Below are 17,854 nucleotides of genomic sequence, written 5' to 3'. Positions count from 1 at the left end.
GCCCACCCGCGCAGCGTCGCCGAAACGGAAGGGGAAACGTGGTCATGTCCGGACTCCTCCTGGGCGAACGCTCGACGCGCTTCGGAGCGGTCGGTATCGTCGTTCGGTCGAATTCACGCACAAAGGGTAGCCGACCATGGACCGTTTGACGACAGGCACAGTCCTGCTGGCGACCGCGCTGCTCCTGCCCACGACGGGCAAAGCCGCGCCGCAGCCAGGGACCCCCGAAGAGCCCACCGTGTTGGAGCAAGCACAAACCCTGATCGACGCCGGCCGCTTTCGTGACGCGGAAAACCTCCTGCGTCCACTCCTGCGGAACCCCGAAGAACCGGTGGTGGATGACATCGCCGTGGCGCTTGAGGTCCTGCGCCGTATCCGCCTGGACTATGCCCTCGCCCCCGAGGCGCTGCTCGAACGAATCCGGCGGAGTGTGCCGGACGCGACCGCTGCCGACATCGAACGGTGGCGCGCCAGCGGCGCGCTGCAACACCGAGAGATCGACGGGCAGGTGCGGTACTTCGGGCGCGAGCCCGGCAACCTGTTCCGCTTCACGCCGGAGGCCGCGGCGCGGCGCACCCCCGTGCCGCCACCCGCGAGTGCGAAGTTCGATTTGCCGGCGCATCTGGCGCGCCTGCTTGTGGCGGCGCGTGACGAGCGCGGGTTATCGGATCGCCCGAACCGGCAAGCCGGGCTGACGTATCCTGTCCACCACCGCGTGACCTACGAAGTACGTGTGCCGGAAGATCATCCACGGGTGAAGCCCGGCGCCCGGGTGCGTGCGTGGCTCCCCTTTCCGCAGGAATACGGGGCCCAGACCGCGGTCCGGCTCATTCGCTCGGAGCCCCCCGGCGCCACGGTGACGCCCAACGGAGTACCGCACCGTGCCGTCTATTTCGAGCACACGCTGGCCGCCGGGGCGCCGGCGCGATTCCTGGTCGAGTTCGAATACACGATGCATGCCCAGGTCACGGACCTCGACCCGGCGCGGGCCACTGCGCCGGATGAGCGCAGCGCTTTGTACCGCGAATACACCGTCGCGCGCCCGCCGCACATCCTTTTCACTCCGGAAGTGCGTGCCCTCGCCGCCGAGTTCAGCCGCGCAGAGCCCAACCCTCTGCTCCGCGCCCGGGCGATCTTCCGCTGGGTCGCACAGAACATCCCATGGTGCGCCGAGATGGAGTACAGCACGATTCCCAGTCTGTCCGCGAAGGGGCTCACCGCCCGCCGCGGGGACTGCGGCGTCCAGGCGCTCGTCTTCATCACCCTGTGCCGCGCGGCGGGTATCCCGGCACGCTGGCAATCGGGTTGGCAGACGCTCCCCGACGACTGGAACATGCACGATTGGGCCGAGTTCTACATCGAACCGTGGGGCTGGTTGCCGGCCGACCCGTCGTACGGACTGCAAACCCACCCTGACCCGGAGGTGCAGGAGTTCTACTGCGGACGGCTCGATCCCTACCGGCTGATCGTGAACCTTGACTACGCCTGCCCGCTGACTCCGGAGAAGACGAGCTTCCGAAGCGAGCCGAACGACTTTCAGCGTGGCGAGATCGAGATCGACGGCCACAACCTGTATTTCAACGAGTGGCGCTGGAGCTTCGCCGTGGAAACCGAGCCGCTGCTTGGCGGCTTCGGGACCCTGGAGGAGCTGCTCGCGGCCAGGGTCCCGGCGGCCCTGCGCGCGGGCGGCATTTCCGGTGCCGTCGTCGCCGTGGGGCAATCGACACCGACCGGTTTCCGCACCTGGCAGCGTGCGTACGGTCATCTCGCGCGGGAGCCCGAACTCGAAACCATGCCAGAGGACGCGGTGTTCGATCTCGCTTCACTCACGAAGCCGATCGCCAGCGGAACGTCGCTGCTGCGCCTCGTCGAGCAGGGGCTTGTCGACCTCGATGCCCCGGTGAGCCGTTACCTGCCCGACTTTGCGGGTGAGTACAAGGACACCGTTACCGTTCGGCAGTTGATGTCACACACCTCCGGGCTGGTTCCCTATCTGGATGCCGACACCCGCAAGCGGCTGCAGGAGGAAGCCGGCTTTCCCTGCCCCGATGCGACGCGGGTCGCCATCCGGCAGTACCCGGCCGGGCGGCGCCCGGGCGAGGTGGTCGTCTACAGTTGCCTCAACGCGATCCTGTGCGCGGAGATTGTCGCCGCGGTCAGCGGGCGCCCATTGGACCTGTACTTCGAACAGGAAATCGCCCAGCCGCTGGGCCTGTCCAGCACGCGTTTCTGCCCGCCGCCGGAGTGGGGTCCGCGGCTCGTTCCCACGACGCGCGCGGCGTACGGTCGCGGTCCCGGCGGCTTTCTCCGTGGCCAGGTACACGACCCGGTCGCTGCGCTTCAGGGCGGCGTCTCGGGCAATGCCGGCTTATTCGGCAGTGCCGCCGACCTCGCACGCTTCGCACAAATGCTGCTGAGTGGCGGGGAACTCGACGGCGTGCGTATCCTGCGACGGGAAACACTCGCTGAGGCGACGCGGGTACAGACGACCGGTCTTCCCAGCGTCAAGGGCACACCGGATCGACGCGGCCTGCTCTGGGATCTCTACCTGCCGCTGCCGGAGAGTCCCGGCCCGCACGCGCCAAGCGCGTTCGGCCACACGGGCTACACGGGTACGGCCCTCCGAATCTACCCCGAGCACGGTACCTACGTGATCGTCCTCGCGAATCGGGCCCACCCGGACGACAAGGCGACCGTGGAGGCATTGCGACAGGCGGTGTGGAGTACCGCCATTCGTACGCTCATGGACGCACCGCGCTGAGTACCGTGCGCCGCGGGTCCCGGATCGGCTTCGAGTGCTGCAAGCGGGGCAGCGCGCAGCTCCTGTGAGAGTGGCACTGAACCGCGACGCATCCCGCCCCGGTTCGGGTTCCGGTACGCCGGTTCCCGACCGCGGCGCGCTACTCCCGAATGTGCATCACCACGCGCACCACGTCGCCTTCGTTGATCGTCTCGACCACGAAGCCCGAGCGGTGGAAGATCTTCAGCATTCCGCTGTTCTCGACCAGCACGTAGGCGTGGAACTCCGAAATGCCGCGCTCCCGCGCGATCTGCACCAGCCGGTTGAAGAAGTATGTCCCGAGGCCCTTCCGCTGCCAGTCGTCGCCCACGGCGAAAGCGACCTCGGCCGAGCGTCCCTGTGGATCGGCCATGTAGCGTCCGACCCCCACGACGCGCTCGTCGCCGGGCTCGCCGACCAGTGCAATGATCGCCATTTCGGAGTCGTAGTCGACCGTGCAGAACACCTGCATCTTGTTGTGCGGCATGGACTTCAGCGCGGCATGGTAGCGTAGGTACTTGGTCTGCTCGCTGAAGCGATAGAACATGTCCCGCATCTGCGGCTCGTCGTCGGGCCGGATCGGGCGGGCGAAAATCTTCGAACCGTCGCGCAACGTCACCTCTTCCTCGTATTGTGTCGGATAAGGGGACTGCACCGGTGGCATGATCTGGTTGGGGTACACGATGTGGCGGCGTTTCGCCGCATGCAGCAGTTCCGCGCGGTAATCGGGATGCGCGATGCTGATCAGCGACATGGCGCGCTCACGCATGTTCTTGCCGTGCAGGTAAGCCACGCCGTATTCGGTCACCACGTAGTGCACATCGCCGCGCGTGGTGATGACCCCCGCCCCTTCCTGCAGGGTCGCGACGATGCGCGAATGCAAACCTTCCGGCGTGTCGGCCGTGCTGGGCATGGCGATGACCGGCTTGCCGCCCTTGGCGAGTGCCGACCCGCGGATGAAGTCGGCGTGCCCGCCCAGTCCGCTGTAAAGCTGCTGGCCGCGGGAATCGGCCACGACCTGCCCGGTGAGATCGACCTCGATGGCCGCGTTGATCGCGACCATGTTGTCGTGTCCGCTGATCACGAACAGGTTGTTGGTGTATTCCGACGGATGCATTTCAATGGTCGGGTTGTTATCCATGAACTCGAAAAGCTCATGGCTGCCGGCCGCAAAGCTGGCGACAATCTTGCCGGGGTTCTGGGTCTTGTACTTGCCGGTAATGTTGCCATTCTTGACGAGCGTCAGCACGCCGTTCGACATCATCTCGGTATGAATGCCGAGATCGTGCTTGTCCGTCAGCATCGCCAGGACGGCGTCCGGAATCCGGCCGATGCCGAGCTGGAGCGTGTCACCATCGTCCACCAGCCGGGTGAGATTGGCGGCGATGCCGCGCATCACGTCGTCGGGTTCGCCGAAGTCCGGCCATTCGAGCAGGGGCTCGTCGTGCTCGACGAGACAGGTCATGTCACGCACATTCAGGTAGCAGTTGCCGTGGGCGCGCGGCATGTGGCGATTGACCTGCGCCACGACCACGCCGGCGGTCTCCACGGCGGCCTTGGCGATGTCGACCGATACGCCGAGACTGCAGTTGCCGTGGTCATCGGGCGGGCTGACCGTGACGAGCGCGACGTCGATCGGCAGGCGCCCGGTGCGGAACAGGTTCGGAACCTGCGAGAGGAATACGGGGGTGTAGTCGGCCCGCGCCTCGTTGACGGCATGGCGCAGACTGTTGCCGATGAAGAAGGCGTTCGGCCGGAAGTTGTGCGCGATACGCGGCTCGGTATACGGCGCCACGCCCAGCGTCAGCACCTGCACCAGTTCCGTATCCGTGAAATTGTCGGCCAATTCCGCCATCGCCCGCACCAGTGCCTGGGGTTCACCACAGGCCGAGCCGATGAAGACACGATTCCCCGGGCGAATGCGACCGACGGCCTCTTTCGCCGTGACGAGCTTGTCGGCGTACCGTTCACGCCACTTATCCGACATGACAGCGTTCTCCCATGTGCCGCGGCAGCCAGCGGCCACCGCGGCAGAATCCGCGTTCGCGGGTCTACTCCGTAAGAATCAGGCGGGCGTCGGCCACCGTTGCGCCGGAACCCTGTGCGTATACCATGAGCGGGTTGATATCGAGTTCCTTGATGCGCGGGTGGTCGGTCACGAGTTGCGACAAGCGCAACAGGCACTCGGCGACCGCGACCTGGTCCGTGGCCGGCTCCCCACGGAAGCCCTCCAGCAACTTGTGTGACCGGATGGACCGCACCATTTCCTGCGCGACGTTTTCACGCAGGGGAGCCAACCGGAAGGCCACGTCCTTGAGCGCCTCGGTGTAGATACCGCCCAAGCCGAACATCAGCAGCGGCCCCATGTTGGGATCGCGCGACATGCCGAGAATGATCTCCTTGCCCTTCGGCAGCATCTGCTGTACCAGCACGCCCCAGATCTCGGTCTGGGCCCCCATCTTGTTCTTGACGGTGGCCACCATCTCCTCAAAGGCCGTCTGCACCTGGGCCGCGTCGGCCAGCTTCAGCCGCACTCCGCCAACATCCGTTTTGTGCAGGATCTTCGGGCCGCAGATCTTCAGAACGACCGGGAAACCCAGCTCGGCCGCGTAACGGGCCGCCTCGTCCGCCGTGCGCGCCAAGTGGTACTTCACGATCGGGAAGCCGTAAGCGCGGAAGACCTCCAGCGCCTTCAACTCGACCAGTGTCGTACGCCCGGCGGCGAGTTCCTCATCCAGGATTTTCGTAACCGCGGGGGCATCGACGTCGTTGAAGCGTCGATAGGTAAGGTGCGGCTGACGGGCCCACTCGGCAAAGCGGCACTTGGCCGCCATGGCCCGCATCGCATCTTCCGGGAAGGCATAGGCCGGCACCCCGCTCTTGCGCAGCAGCTTCACGCCGGCGTCCACGTCCACCAGCCCCATCAGGCAACCCACGATCGGCTTCCCGCAGAAGCTCTTGGTCTCGCGAATCACGTCTGCGATTTCGGTCACGTCGGTCATCGTCTGCGGCGTCACGATCACCATGATCTGGTCGACGTTCTCATCTGCGGAAACCGCATCCAGCGCCGCCCGGTAGCGGTCGTGCTTGGCGTCCCCGATCACGTCGACGGGATTCTTCAGCGCGGCCGTGGGCGGCAGCGTGTAACGCAGCGACTTGAGCGTGTACTCCTGGAAACGCGGCAGCGTCATGTGATTCCGGATGCACGCATCCGTCGCCATGATGCCGGGGCCACCCGCGTTCGTAACCACCGCGGTGCGCCGCCCGTGCGGGAGCGTCGGGTCCACGAAGACCTCCGCACAGTCGAACAGTTCTTTGACGGATTCCACCCGCTGGACGCCCGCCTGTCCGAGCACGGCCTCATAAACCTCATCTGAGCCCGCCAGGGAGCCCGTGTGGGAGGCCGCTGCGGCCGCACCTTCGGACGTGCGCCCGGTCTTGATCGCAATGATCGGCTTGGCGTTTTGGCCGTGCGTGATGCGATGGCAGGTTTCGATGAACTCCTGACCGTGCGAGAGCTCCTCGACGTACATCAGGATGGCCTTGGTGAAGGGATCCGACGCGAGCGCAAGCAGCAGGTCGGTTTCCTTGACGCCGGCCTTGTTGCCGAAGCTGACAAAGCGCGAAAAGCCGATCCCGATGCCCTTTGCGTAGTCTAGCAATGCCGTACAAAGTGCCCCGCTCTGCGAGATCAACCCGAACGGACCCGCTTCCGGCATCCCGCGGCCGAAGGTCGCGTTCATCTTCACATCCGGCGCTGTGTTGATTACGCCAAGACAGTTCGGACCCACGATGGTCAGGCCGCGCTCCGCAGCCAGGGCCTTGAGATTCTTCTCGCGCGTGACACCTTCTCCACCCACCTCCTTGAAACCGGCCGAAATCACGACGAAGTGCTTCGTGCCGCGGTTGGCCATCTGCTCGACCACGCCCTGTACGGAGGGTGCGGGAATCACCAGCACGCCGAGGTCGACGACGTCCTCGATTGCTTCCGGAGACCGCACGCAGCGGTTGCCGAGAATGGCCTTGGCCTTGGGGTTGACCGGGTAAATCACGCCGGTATAGCCGCCTGCGATCAGGTTCTCCATGATCGCATTGCCGACCGAACCGGTCGTGCGCGAAGCGCCCACCACCGCGATCGAACTTGGGCAGAACAACGGTTCCAGGTCAATATTGGGGGTTGCGGTGCTCTGGGGTTCATGCGCAATCTGGGTCATGTCATACAACTCCTGCGGTTCCCGCCGCGTTCCACGCTCCAGCCGTGCCGCGGCCGCAAAGCTGGAGCGGGCAGCATCCAGGTGCGGACGGTGGGTTTTCTCGGGCAGTCGTCGCGGCGACGCTGTCCATGGCAGACCGGCGAGCATGGCCGACCAGCCACGAAGAAGATAAGAGTATACCCAATTCCGTTATGTTGCAAAGTCCGGGCCCGGATTTCGTCCCACCGCCCCCGCCGGCCATCCTTCCGGCACCACGGCGCGCCTTACGCAGTTATTGCGCTCGGCTGCGGCCGGGCGACCCGGTAGTTCCACAGCAGGATCAGCACGGCGAGTCCCAGCAATGCCGCCGCCGTGACCTGGTGCAGCGTGGTAATGCTGACGTCAAGCGCGGTCGGCTCGGTATGGGCTTCGTGGTTGGCCGTCACGACCAACGCCAGCACACCCAGCACCACCTGCACACCCGCCAACCACATCAGCAGCACACCCAGCCGCCGAATACCCGCGAAACCGCGGTACAACCCCCAGGCGCGCACGCCCACCGCCAGCGCCAGCAGTATGACGACGACCGCCAGCGTAATGTGGATGTGCAGGGCGGCCTGACCGATGCGCGTCAGTGTCGCAACGTCCACACTCAGCCCGTACTCGAACCGTTCCAGCGTCCAGGTGAAGTGCCGCACCAGCGCTCCGAGCACGAGTTGCACGATCAGCAAGATCACCAAGGCGATCCCGAACACGCGGTCCGTGCCCGCGAAGGGTGATGCTTGCGGCTGCGGTGCTCGGTGCCACATTTGGGACCGCAACAGCGCCGCCGCCACCAGCAGCGCGAACACAATCTGCCCGAAGACACCATGAACGATCGCCAGCACGATGCTGGGTCGCAGGTCGCTTGGGTCAGCGCTCAGCGTCAATACACCGGTCACACGCAGACCACCCAGCACACCCTGCCCGACGACAAGCAGGAACGTCCCCCACAGCCACCAGTGCAACCATTTGCGTTGCTCCGTCAGGGTCGCATGTAGCGCCATCACCAGGACACTCAGTCCTACCAGCGAACCCAGCAGCCGGTGCGCGTGCTCCAGAAAGATGCCCCCCGTCATTCGCGATAAGGGGTACAGGAACATGTTGTACCCCTCCGTGTTCGGCCAATCCGGCACAGCCAACCCTTCGTCGTAGCCCGTGACGAGCCCTCCCGCGGCCAGCAGCACGAAAGTCGCCACCACCACCACGGCCCCGAAACTACCCGTCCAGTCCACCTGCTCCTGGGTGGACCGGAGCCGTCCGACCAGGGCTCCCAGCGCCGCCAGCAGCATCGCACCGGCCAGTGTTCCCGGGACCCAAAGCACCGCGCCCATTCGAATCGCGCTGGGTGTGTCCCCGCCGATCAAGCTCCCCACCACCAGCAGGTTGATCAACCCCGTAATCATGCCCGCCCAAACCGCCCCGCGCACCCCCTTACGGCTGAATCTCCCAAAGAGGAAACCGCCCACGAGCTGCAAAAGAACCAGCAGGAAAAAAAGCACTGGCGCCGGCAGCGCATCTCCGAACAGCCGCGTGAAATACGCCACCGCCCACATGGCCACCGCGGTCCCGAAACCCACCGCGAGGATGTCTGCATGTCCGGCCGACGGAGCGGGAATCCGACCTGCAACCGTGGCGTAAGGTAAGGGCTGTTCGACCGTTGCCGAAGTAGTGGGGGTACGGGTCATTGCGGGTGTCCAGAACTCCACGGGGGTAGGATGGGATTCCGGGACGTATACGAACGTCCGGCCGTTGCGGAAGGATAGTCGCCCGCGCTGCTTGGCGATACCGCGGCACCGGGCGCCGCTCCGCAAACGGCGTCCAACCCGCTCCCCAGTGCCACCGCCGTCGACTACAATCGGGAACATCTGCAACCGTGTGTACGGGAGTGCTTTCTTGTCCGACCCCACCGCCACCGTGCGTATCGACACCGGGTCATCCGCCGACGCGCCGTGCCGCGCCGCCCTGACGGTGCCGATCTGCCTCGAACTCAGCAAGGCCCGTCTCAGTCTCATGGTCGCGGTCAGCGCCGGCGTGGGGTTCATCCTCGCCAGCGGTCCGAGCATCGCCTGGGGGGCCCTCGGCTGGACCGTACTCGGCACCGCCTTATCCGCTTTTGGCGCCAATGCCCTCAACCAGTGGATCGAAGTCGAGCGTGACGGTCGCATGCAGCGCACCGCCGCGCGTCCCTTGCCCGCCGGCCGTGTCCGGCGCGGCAGCGCCCTGCGGTTCGCCCTGGCCTGCGGCCTCGCCGGCCCGCTGATCCTGGCGGTAACTACGAATGCGGCCGCCGCCGGTCTGGCGCTGGCCACGTTGCTCATCTACGTCCTGATTTACACGCCCCTCAAGGTGCTCTCGCCGCTTAATACGCTCGTAGGTGCCATCGTCGGCGCCTTGCCGCCGCTGATCGGCGCTGTCGCGGCCAGCGGCGTGATCCCCACTGCCGGGTGGGTACTCGCGGGCATTCTCTTCCTCTGGCAGATTCCACATTCGCTCGCGCTCGCCTGGATGTACCGTGCGGATTACGAGCGCGGCGGTTTCTGCATGCTCCCCGTGCTCGATCCCTCCGGCCACCTCACCGGCTGCGTGACGGTGATCTATTCGCTGCTGCTGCTGCCCTTGCCGTTGTTGCTCACGCTGTACGGCGTAACCGGGCCATTTTTCGCCGTCGGGGCACTGCTACTCGGGCTCGCCTTTCTGGTTTGCGGCGTTGTGCTGGAGCGCGCCCGCTCCGCCCCCGCTGCCCGCCGCGTCTTTCTCGCGAGCGTGCTCTACCTGCCGCTGCTGCTTGGCTTGATGGTTGTCGATCGGCAGGTACAACCGGCGTCCCCCGGCCCGAGTTCGCCCGGCTCGCCCCGCGTTGAGCGGCGCGCACCCGATGTCACCGCGGCTGAGGTCGGCCCGCTGGCGAGCGACATCGTCATCGGCCGACTTGAGGAGGCCCGCCTTGCCCGCGCCTGACCCGGCCGCCGCCCCCCTCCCACCCCGCCGCCTGCTCGATTTCTGGAGTGGGGGCTGGGTGCTCGCGCTCGCCGCCATCGTTTGCATCCTCGTCGTGATTCAGTGGAGCCAGCGCGCGCTCCAACGGCCGACACTCATCGGCGACGGCCGCCATGTCGCCTCGTACGGTTTCGACCTCACGACCTGCCTGCTGCCCCGCGACGAGCTCGTCGCGGCCGGCTTCTCGAAGGACCGCATCGCCGCGCTCGTCGATCCCCACGTACTCACGATCGAGGAAGCGCGCGAGTTCTCCCGTGACCTCCGCAAGGCGCAGCACCAGAAGTTCCTCGTCCCCACCGATCGCGTCATCGGCGTCGTCGTGAACGGTGCGGCCCGTGCTTACCCGCTCAAGCTGCTATCCTGGCACGAGGTCGCCAATGACACGCTCGGCGGCCGCCCCATCGCCGTCACCTACCACCCACTCTGTGACAGCGTCGTCGTCTTCGACCGCCGTGTCGGCGCGGAGGTGCTCGAGTTTCGCATCAGCGGCCTGCTCTACAACTCGAATCAGTTGCTCTACGACCGGCGCGCCGACCCGACCGAGGAGAGTCTCTGGAGCCAGCTCCAGTTTCGTGCCGTCACCGGCCCTGCCGCCGCGCGCGGCGCCACGCTGGAACGCATCCCTGCGGTGGTGGCCCATTGGTCCGACTGGGAAGCACAGCACCCGGACACCACCGTCCTCGACATGGTGCGCACCCAGGCCAAGCTCTACAAGCGTTCCTACCAGCCATACTTCGACTCCGCCGACGTGATCTTTCCCGTCACCCCGTTGCCGCCGGCCGGTTCGCGCGCCCCGAAGGACCCGGTGCTCGCGGTGTTCACCACGGACGGCTGGCATAGCGTCGCCCTCGCGGAGATCGCCGCGCACGCAACGGCCCGGGGCGAAGATGGTGCCGCCCGCTGGGCCACCGAGCTCGGTGGCACACCGGTCCACCTGCACTACCGGCCGAAGCCGGCCGTCGCCTGGGCGACCGCGCCTGATGGCACCCCGCTGGATAGCGTCTCCGCCCTGTGGTTCGCGTGGTACGCTTTCCACGAAGCAGCGATTCTCTCCTCCACTCCGGACCCATAGAGGAACGGCCCCGGAGAGATAGGATTTCGATTGGGGATCAGCCGGGTTGAGCCGGGTGGATTTCGGGTATGATTCATCCTGGCGGCGGGTGCGGAAGACCGTGACGCCGTGGGATGCGAACACGAGCAACTGGGCGAGTGCGCCGGCGCTGGATCGGAAGTTCCTGTGGTCCGGCTGGCGACTGCTGCTGGAGACGGACGTGCTGGCGAGCGGCGGGGAAGCCGTGCTGCGGAAGTTCACCTGGGGCCTGGACCTCGCGGGTCTGAATGGCGCCGTGAACTCGCTGGAGCAGGCCGGGACGATCGGCGGCCTGCTGGCGGTGCGGAAGTACGACGTGAGCGGCGCGCCCGAGCCCGACGATCCGGTGGACTACGTCTACCTGTACGACGCGCTGGGAAACGTCGGGCAGGTGGTGGACTGGTCGCAGCCGACCAATCAGGCCGCCGCGGCCGTCGTGGCGCACTACGAGTACGACCCCTACGGCGGCGTGACGAAGGCCGATGGCGCGTACGCGTCAGAGAACGCCTGGCGCTTCAGCACGAAGCAGTGGGACGATGAGACGGGCCTGGGAAATTGGCTCTTCCGGCCGTACTCCGCGAGCATGGGGCGGTGGCTGACGAGGGATCCGATTGAGGAGGAGGGCGGAACGCACTTGTACCAGTTTGGCGGCAATCGTAGTATCAACGCGATTGACGCCTCAGGCCTCACCCACGAGGATCGGTGGATTCCGGAACCAAGCCTGGCTGCATACGGCGGCGGACCAACGCTCGGAGACCTCTTCACAGACACCCGATTTCCGAACTGCCACAGCGAGCGATGGGAATTTCGTCTTGACTCCCCCAGCGGCCGAGACAATTGGCTCATTTCACTGCTCAAGCAAAAGCTGTCAGAGCGCCTTCGCGTGCGATTGCTGTTCCAGAAGCGGGAATGCTCGTTCTGCTGTCCCGCCGGTACCCTTCATGCTGGACAATGCCGCTTTAGTAGCTCCGAGTCTTGGTCGCTTGCCGTGGAATTGCGCCATATACCGCCCGGTGTCGGCGACTGGGCTTATGGCTGGACTGCATCAGCGGGCGTTTCAGGCAGTGTCGGGATTCTTTGGGACGGGTGCAGCGATACCCGATCGGGCTACGGATGCATTGAGGGAAGGGGCTGCGTCGGGGGCATGCTTCGTGGCAAAGGGCCCGGACTCGTTGTAGAGGGCATAGTCGAGGGCTGCGTGATAGTCAAATTGTGCGCGGCGTCGGACGGACGTGTGACGATCCAAGTGTGTAGTAGCGCCCGTGCGGTCGGTCGCGGTGAGCTACTAGAGTTCTTCCGGTATTCTCACACCTTCGAGCGATATTGGTGCTCGAGTCCACGCCAGCTCGCCGCAATCGGTGGCACATAAATCAGGGTTGCAGTGAGATTCCCGTGTGGCGAGCGACGCGTCGTGCGAACTCCTTCATGTTGGCGCAGGTTGCTCACGAAAAATCTGGATGTCTCGAAGACTACGACCTACAGAGTCGTAGAGAAGGGGCTCCGAAATGCCCTGGCTGCCGGGCGCAATAGAGTTCTATATAAGCGGTGCATGGCACATCGCAGGCGTGGCGGTCGGTGCCATCGGGATCATCGTGGCGAAGCACTCGCAGATGAAGGCAGCGCGAGTCCTTCGTGAGCGTGGTGCCGCAGGGTTCATTCGCACGCGCACTGGTAAGCGAGGTGTTCTTGATTCGGTGTGCATACGCCCTCACCTCGGGATGAGTGCCTTTCTTCTCGGGCTTGCTGCGGGTAATCTTGCGGCACTCGCCTTTGACGATGCAATTGGGCCCGAGCCAATCGTCATTGCGGTTGCGCTGAGTGCGGCGCTCCTCATTGCCAACACTAGGTGGAGCATCGAGATAACGCGGCGAGACGGATACTACGTGGTTGAGTCTCGCAGGTTGCTCGGCTCGTGCGTGCAACGGCGAGCCGTCGTCGTGGGTTGCACAGTCCAATTCAAAGTCGCCGAAGTCGTTGATGGCGATGCAATGGCGGTGATCCTCAAGGTCATCGCAGACGATCGCGCCCCTATCGACCTGATCTCTCACGATAATCCATTTTACCTGTGGATGCCACCGTTGGATGACCTGATTCGAGCACTGGCGCGAACATTTAACGATCGCTACGGAGGCGTCTAGCCCCTGAACAAGCGTGAATTCTTTCTTTCGGGTACAATGACCGCAACGAGTTGACCGATTCCGACCGCGGCGACGATGTCTGGGGCTATGTGTACGACCCGGTCGGGAACCGGGTCACGCACGAGCGGCAGTACCGCGACGACCAGGACCAGCTCGTCCAGCTCGCGATCGGCTACGTGGCGAATGCCCTGAACCAGTACGAGACGGCCGCGATCAGCGGGAGGTAGTGTCAAGTCCTGTGTAAATTGAATCTGGGGCATCCGTCACGTTCGTTCACGCCGCATGGGTCTTCGCCTTCGCCTTCACCTTCGTCTTCACCCGGCGGTTCTTTCCTTCCGGCAGCGGTATCTGGGCACACAGGTGCGCGCCTTCAAGTGCCGCCAGTTCTGCGACAGCCGCATCAGCACCTGATGCACCAGGTACACGCCGCTCTTGGTCTTCTTGAACCGCTTGGCCGCGTTCGTCCGCAGCCGTACGCCCGCAAACGGCGACTCGATCACGTTCGTCGTCCGCAGGTGCGACCAGTGCGGCTCCGGAAACGCGTAGAACGTCAGGCAGCGATCCAGATCGTCCCCAGACAGTCCGCCGCCCGGTCGTAGCCCGCCCGACGGAAGTCCGCGATCACACCGGCCGCCAGCTTCCGCGCCGCCACCTCACTTTCCGCCTGCCAGATCGCCCGCAGTCGCGGGGTCGCCTCGGGCTGCTCGGCCTTCGGCAGCTTGTCGAGCACGTTCATCGTCTTGTGATTCGTGCAGCGCTGCTGGGCCGAGTTCGGACTCTGCTCGTTCACCGCCGCCCACAGCCCCAACGCCCCGTCCGCGATCCAGCAGCCCGGCTCGTTCAGACCCCGCTGCCGGCAGTCCTTCAGCAACTCGCCCCAGCTCTCAGGCTCTCGCGATACCCCTCCCGCAGCGCGAGCAAGTGCTTCTGCCCCTCCGTATCCGCCCCGATCAGCACCATCAGGCAGGCTTTCTCCGTACCCAGCCCGGCCTTCAGGTAAATCCCGTCCGCCCAGATATAGACGAACTTCCGGCCGCTCAGATCCTGCCGGTCGAACGCCGCGTACTCGACGCGGAACCGCTGTGTCAGCCGACTGATCGTGCTGGGCGACAGCGGCGCGTCGTTCCCCGCCAGCAGCCGCAAGGCCGGCTCGAAGTCCCGCGTCGCCAGGCCTTCGATGAACAGCCGCATGAACGTCTCCTCGATCGTGTCGCTGCGACGCTGGTACTTGCGCACGATCTTCGATTCGAACGGCTCCTGGCCCGGCGGGATGTCGCGCACCCGCGGGACCTCCAGCGGCACCGTGCCGCTGCCCAGCGTCAGCCGCCGCGGCGTGGTCCCGTTGCGGTAGCCGCGGAACTCGCCCTGTCGCTGATACCGGTCGCGCTGGAGGTAGACGTTCACCTCGTCCTCCAACGCCGCCAGCAGCATCTGCCGGGCCCCCAGCCGGGCCAGTTCCTCGACCTGGTCCCGAACCACCTGCACGGCCTCGTCCGCCCCCGCCTCGTCCCGCCGCTTGACGCTCGATCCTCGTCCGGTTGTAGTAGCCATCGGGCTCCTCCTGGGAAACGACTCTCGTTTCAAACGCACCAGCAGGATGCCCCACGTTCTCAATTTCCACAAGATTTCAGGCTACCTCATCAGCGGCGGCGCCCCGGGGAAGGCGAAGTACTATCATGATGAAGACGGCAACCTGACCATGATGTCACTCGCGGGCGACATGAACTGCGACGGGGTCGTGAACTTCGCCGACCTCTCGCTGTTCACCCAGGCGATCAAGTACTTTGCCGGCACCGAGACGTGGCCGTTCACCTGCCCGGCCCTCAACGGCGACCTGAACGGTGACGGGACCGTGACCACCGCGGACCAGTCGATGTTTATCGCGGCGATCACGGCTGGCTGGACCGGACCGGCCACCGCCTATGATTGGGACGCCGAGAACCGGCTCGTGACGGTGCGCCCGATCGAGGGCACGGAGGCGGCCGGGACGAGCCGGGTGGATTTCGTGTATGATTCGTCCTGGCGGCGGGTGCGGAAGACCGTGACGCCGTGGGACGAGCAGGCGAGCGGCTGGGCGGGTACTCCGTCGCTGGATCGCAAGTACCTCTGGTCCGGCTGGCGGCTGCTGCTGGAGACGGACGTGCTGGCGAGCGGCGGTGGAGCCGTGCTGCGGAGTTTCACCTGGGGCCTGGACCTCGCGGGCCTGGGTGGCGTGGTGAACTCGCTCGAATCGGCCGGGACGATCGGCGGGCTGCTGGCCGTGCGGAAGTACGACGTGACCGGCGGTCCGTCGCCGGCCGACCCGGTGGACCACGTCTACCTGTACGACGCCAACGGCAACGTGGGGCAGGTGGTGGATTGGTCGCAGCCGGCCGGTCAAGCGTCCGCCGCCATCGTGGGCCACTACGAGTACGACCCCTACGGCGGCGTGACCAAGGCCGAAGGCGCCTACGCTTCTGAGAACACCTGGCGCTTCAGCACGAAGCAGTGGGACGACGAGACCGGGCTGGGGTACTGGGGGTACCGGTACTACGAGCCGGTGTTCGGGAGGTGGATGTCGCGGGATCCGATAGAGGAACGCGGAGGCCTGTTACTCTATACGTTTGTGTCAAATCGTCCCGTTGGAGGCATCGACGCTCTCGGTCTTATTGATAGTGTTACGATGTCCGCGCCGAAGATCGTACTTACGAGCAGCACCATCGCCGAAGGCGCTGGACTCCTCGGCATCGCGCCCGAAGTCGCCTTAGGACTAACCTTCGCATACCTCCTTGCGGAGCAGATTCGCCGCGCGGCGGAAGTGCGTGATATTACGCTTCGGCGTATCCCGCCAGCACCCTGCAACTGCCCATGTGCGGCCCGCTATTGGCCGACAACGCTAGGAAGCTGGATGTTGCTTGTAACTCCCGGAAAGGACTGGAAGACTTCGACCTTCATTAACCACTTGGCGGCAGCGCTGCACCAGCAGCAGTTTGGCACTGCTGCGCACATCGCAGTACTGAATGCAGCGCGCTCCCAGATTGGCGAGCCGCCCCTCACTAGAGCTGATCACTATACGGAGACGCTGGGCTACTGCAATGGCCTTCGCAACGGATACCAGGCTTTGGCGAAGTGTCTGAGGAACAATTTCAACTGCTCTACGCAGTGGGGCACGCAATGGGAGCCGCTCTGGCAAGTTACCCAGGATGCCGCCCGTATATGCCAGCAGCTACGCCGAAAGGCCCCAGGACCCTGACGCGATCATTCATGGAGCCAGTCTGTGACTCTCGAGCAGATCACATCCGATCCGACGATCCGGCGAGCTGCTGCATTGACGACCGAGGATGACTGGAAGACGATGGACTTGCGCCAGCTGTGCGAGCTCCTAAACAGCTATGCGTGGGAGCGATCCGTATGGGCAGTTGCGGCGAGCATTCAGCGGCTGCTCATGCGGCAGGGCGATGCCACGGTCCTGAACTACTTGCATCCGCATCTATTGGTCAGTGTACAATCATGGCTGACAAACGAGCACGCTGTACCTGCCGCAATTGAATCGACGCTCGCCCGAGGCATCCTGAAGCTGAACGATCAATTGGCCGAAGTATTTGGAGTCGCGTCGCGCGGACTCGTCGGGGCATCGCTACTGCTTTCGCGGGATGCCGAACTTCTGCGCGCAACCAGGTATGCAACAGCGTCCTGCGAGTTCGGTCTTGGGGCGCTGTTGGAGGCGTGTCGCGCAGCCGAGCAAGCGCCACCCGTGGAATCGCTGTACGGTGAGGAAATGCTTAGAGCATCAGGAATTCCTGCATCCTTGGATCGGCGGCTCGACCCGGTCGCGGCGGTCTTCTGTATTGCAGAATATATGCCGTACCTCCGTCATATCGAATGGTACGACCTTCGACCAGTTGGACAGTACTCGGCACTATGGCATTTCGATCTTGGGTTGGTGTGTAAGCGCCTGACGGAGGTTGAGCGCGCTGCGGTTCTCAAAGCGCTTCCACTCGTAGGTGAACTCGCCGATTGACGAGGCAGGCGGGTAGGTGGGCTGCGGTACTCCGCTGCCCACCGTTCCGCCGCAACGAGGTGCGAGGGTGTGATGTCCGAATATCGACGGATGTTCCAACCCGGCGGCGTGTTTTTCCTCACGCTGGTCACGTTTCGCCGGGAGACGCTGTTTGCCGACTCGCAGTCCTCGTTCTTTGCTTGGCGGCGGCGGTTGCGGGGTGCTACGGGCTGCGATGAGGTGCGGCTTGCGCCGGCGGCGCATGCCCCGTCCGCGGACACGCGGTCCGGGGCCCGACGCTACCTGTGGCACCTGTGGCGTGCCCTAGAGGCGGGTGCCGTGTTACATGAATGAACCCTCTGCGAAGTTAGACAGGCGGGCACAGGCATGATATCATTCATGTAAGCTCTTACCCACACAAAACATCAGCGCCTTACATTGGGGCGCTCGGGTCAAGAATACAACCTTCGGCGGTTCGGTCTCATGCGATGACCGCGCCAAATCACGATCATCGACTGCATCTTTACCAGCCGGGTAGCCCACTGGGACTCGACACATGGATCCCCGTGCGGTTCCGGGATCACGGGGACAGTCCGGACCCTGGTTGCGATGGAGGGCGGCGTGCGCAGTGCGGCG

General features: G+C 64.9%; 15 protein-coding genes. 9 read left to right on the top strand and 6 right to left on the bottom strand.

What is annotated here, in order from left to right; all coding sequences use genetic code 11:
- The first annotated feature begins 136 nt into the window (after positions 1-136).
- Positions 137-2,761, top strand: a complete 2,625-nt coding sequence (locus tag IPM18_01820) for a serine hydrolase (protein ID MBK9118326.1) — start codon at positions 137-139, stop codon at positions 2,759-2,761.
- Positions 2,762-2,900: 139 nt separating this feature from the next.
- Here the strand turns inward: IPM18_01820 and IPM18_01815 are convergent, their stop codons facing one another.
- The 3 genes from IPM18_01815 to IPM18_01805 all read right to left on the bottom strand — a co-directional run bounded on the left by IPM18_01815 (position 2,901) and on the right by IPM18_01805 (position 8,699).
- Positions 2,901-4,766: a GNAT family N-acetyltransferase gene (locus IPM18_01815; GenBank protein MBK9118325.1), complete on the bottom strand. Its 1,866-nt coding sequence runs from the start codon at positions 4,764-4,766 to the stop codon at positions 2,901-2,903.
- 64 nt (positions 4,767-4,830) lie between these two features.
- Entirely contained in the window at positions 4,831-6,993 is a 2,163-nt protein-coding gene (locus IPM18_01810; GenBank protein MBK9118324.1) for an acetate--CoA ligase family protein, read from the bottom strand.
- Positions 6,994-7,256: 263 nt separating this feature from the next.
- Positions 7,257-8,699 (bottom strand): COX15/CtaA family protein, encoded by a 1,443-nt coding sequence (locus IPM18_01805; protein MBK9118323.1) that lies wholly within the window; start codon positions 8,697-8,699, stop codon positions 7,257-7,259.
- Positions 8,700-8,907: 208 nt separating this feature from the next.
- On the opposite strand from IPM18_01805, the gene cyoE reads away from it, so the two are divergent.
- The 5 genes from cyoE to IPM18_01780 all read left to right on the top strand — a co-directional run bounded on the left by cyoE (position 8,908) and on the right by IPM18_01780 (position 13,466).
- Positions 8,908-9,972: a protoheme IX farnesyltransferase gene (gene cyoE, locus IPM18_01800; protein ID MBK9118322.1), complete on the top strand. Its 1,065-nt coding sequence runs from the start codon at positions 8,908-8,910 to the stop codon at positions 9,970-9,972.
- The gene (locus IPM18_01795; protein ID MBK9118321.1) at positions 9,959-11,083 is read left to right on the top strand and encodes a DUF3179 domain-containing protein; all 1,125 of its coding nucleotides are present in this window, start codon (positions 9,959-9,961) and stop codon (positions 11,081-11,083) included. Before cyoE ends, IPM18_01795 begins: the two co-directional genes overlap by 14 nt.
- A 46-nt stretch (positions 11,084-11,129) precedes the next feature.
- The gene (locus IPM18_01790; GenBank protein ID MBK9118320.1) at positions 11,130-12,470 is read left to right on the top strand and encodes an RHS repeat-associated core domain-containing protein; all 1,341 of its coding nucleotides are present in this window, start codon (positions 11,130-11,132) and stop codon (positions 12,468-12,470) included.
- Positions 12,471-12,606: 136 nt separating this feature from the next.
- Positions 12,607-13,239: a hypothetical protein gene (locus tag IPM18_01785; protein MBK9118319.1), complete on the top strand. Its 633-nt coding sequence runs from the start codon at positions 12,607-12,609 to the stop codon at positions 13,237-13,239.
- 50 nt (positions 13,240-13,289) lie between these two features.
- On the top strand, positions 13,290-13,466 hold the full coding sequence (locus IPM18_01780) for a hypothetical protein (GenBank protein ID MBK9118318.1): 177 nt from the start codon (positions 13,290-13,292) through the stop codon (positions 13,464-13,466).
- Positions 13,467-13,553: 87 nt separating this feature from the next.
- Here IPM18_01780 and IPM18_01775 read toward each other — a convergent pair whose 3' ends face one another.
- Genes IPM18_01775 through IPM18_01765 form a run of 3 tightly spaced genes read right to left on the bottom strand, consistent with a single transcriptional unit; the run spans position 13,554 to position 14,790 of the window.
- Entirely contained in the window at positions 13,554-13,820 is a 267-nt protein-coding gene (locus IPM18_01775) for a transposase (protein ID MBK9118317.1), read from the bottom strand.
- Complete coding sequence (locus IPM18_01770; GenBank protein ID MBK9118316.1) at positions 13,790-14,110, bottom strand: transposase; 321 nt, start codon at positions 14,108-14,110, stop codon at positions 13,790-13,792. Before IPM18_01770 ends, IPM18_01775 begins: the two co-directional genes overlap by 31 nt.
- Positions 14,104-14,790 (bottom strand): transposase, encoded by a 687-nt coding sequence (locus IPM18_01765; protein MBK9118315.1) that lies wholly within the window; start codon positions 14,788-14,790, stop codon positions 14,104-14,106. Before IPM18_01765 ends, IPM18_01770 begins: the two co-directional genes overlap by 7 nt.
- Positions 14,791-14,836: 46 nt before the next feature.
- Here IPM18_01765 and IPM18_01760 point away from each other — a divergent pair, with 46 nt between their 5' ends.
- The 3 genes from IPM18_01760 to IPM18_01750 all read left to right on the top strand — a co-directional run bounded on the left by IPM18_01760 (position 14,837) and on the right by IPM18_01750 (position 17,572).
- Positions 14,837-16,471 (top strand): hypothetical protein, encoded by a 1,635-nt coding sequence (locus IPM18_01760; protein MBK9118314.1) that lies wholly within the window; start codon positions 14,837-14,839, stop codon positions 16,469-16,471.
- 24 nt (positions 16,472-16,495) lie between these two features.
- The gene (locus IPM18_01755; GenBank protein ID MBK9118313.1) at positions 16,496-17,239 is read left to right on the top strand and encodes a hypothetical protein; all 744 of its coding nucleotides are present in this window, start codon (positions 16,496-16,498) and stop codon (positions 17,237-17,239) included.
- A gap of 72 nt (positions 17,240-17,311) precedes the next feature.
- Positions 17,312-17,572, top strand: a complete 261-nt coding sequence (locus tag IPM18_01750; protein MBK9118312.1) for a hypothetical protein — start codon at positions 17,312-17,314, stop codon at positions 17,570-17,572.
- Positions 17,573-17,854: the final 282 nt, after the last annotated feature.

The sequence above is a fragment of the Phycisphaerales bacterium genome (genome assembly GCA_016716475.1).
Taxonomy (GTDB): Bacteria; Planctomycetota; Phycisphaerae; order UBA1845; family Fen-1342; genus JADJWG01.
Note: the sequence above shows the minus strand (reverse complement) of the source record. Positions and strands in the feature narration are given on the sequence as shown.

Excerpts from the sequence above, each read along its gene's own strand:
- IPM18_01805 (MBK9118323.1), bottom strand. The coding sequence starts at position 8,699 with ATGACCCGTACCCCCACTACTTCGGCAACGGTCGAACAGCCCTTACCT.
- IPM18_01750 (MBK9118312.1), top strand. The coding sequence starts at position 17,312 with ATGTCCGAATATCGACGGATGTTCCAACCCGGCGGCGTGTTTTTCCTC.
- IPM18_01785 (MBK9118319.1), top strand. The coding sequence starts at position 12,607 with ATGCCCTGGCTGCCGGGCGCAATAGAGTTCTATATAAGCGGTGCATGG.
- IPM18_01810 (MBK9118324.1), bottom strand. The coding sequence starts at position 6,993 with ATGACCCAGATTGCGCATGAACCCCAGAGCACCGCAACCCCCAATATT.
- IPM18_01815 (MBK9118325.1), bottom strand. The coding sequence starts at position 4,766 with ATGTCGGATAAGTGGCGTGAACGGTACGCCGACAAGCTCGTCACGGCG.
- IPM18_01760 (MBK9118314.1), top strand. The coding sequence starts at position 14,837 with ATGCCCCACGTTCTCAATTTCCACAAGATTTCAGGCTACCTCATCAGC.
- IPM18_01765 (MBK9118315.1), bottom strand. The coding sequence starts at position 14,790 with ATGGCTACTACAACCGGACGAGGATCGAGCGTCAAGCGGCGGGACGAG.
- IPM18_01820 (MBK9118326.1), top strand. The coding sequence starts at position 137 with ATGGACCGTTTGACGACAGGCACAGTCCTGCTGGCGACCGCGCTGCTC.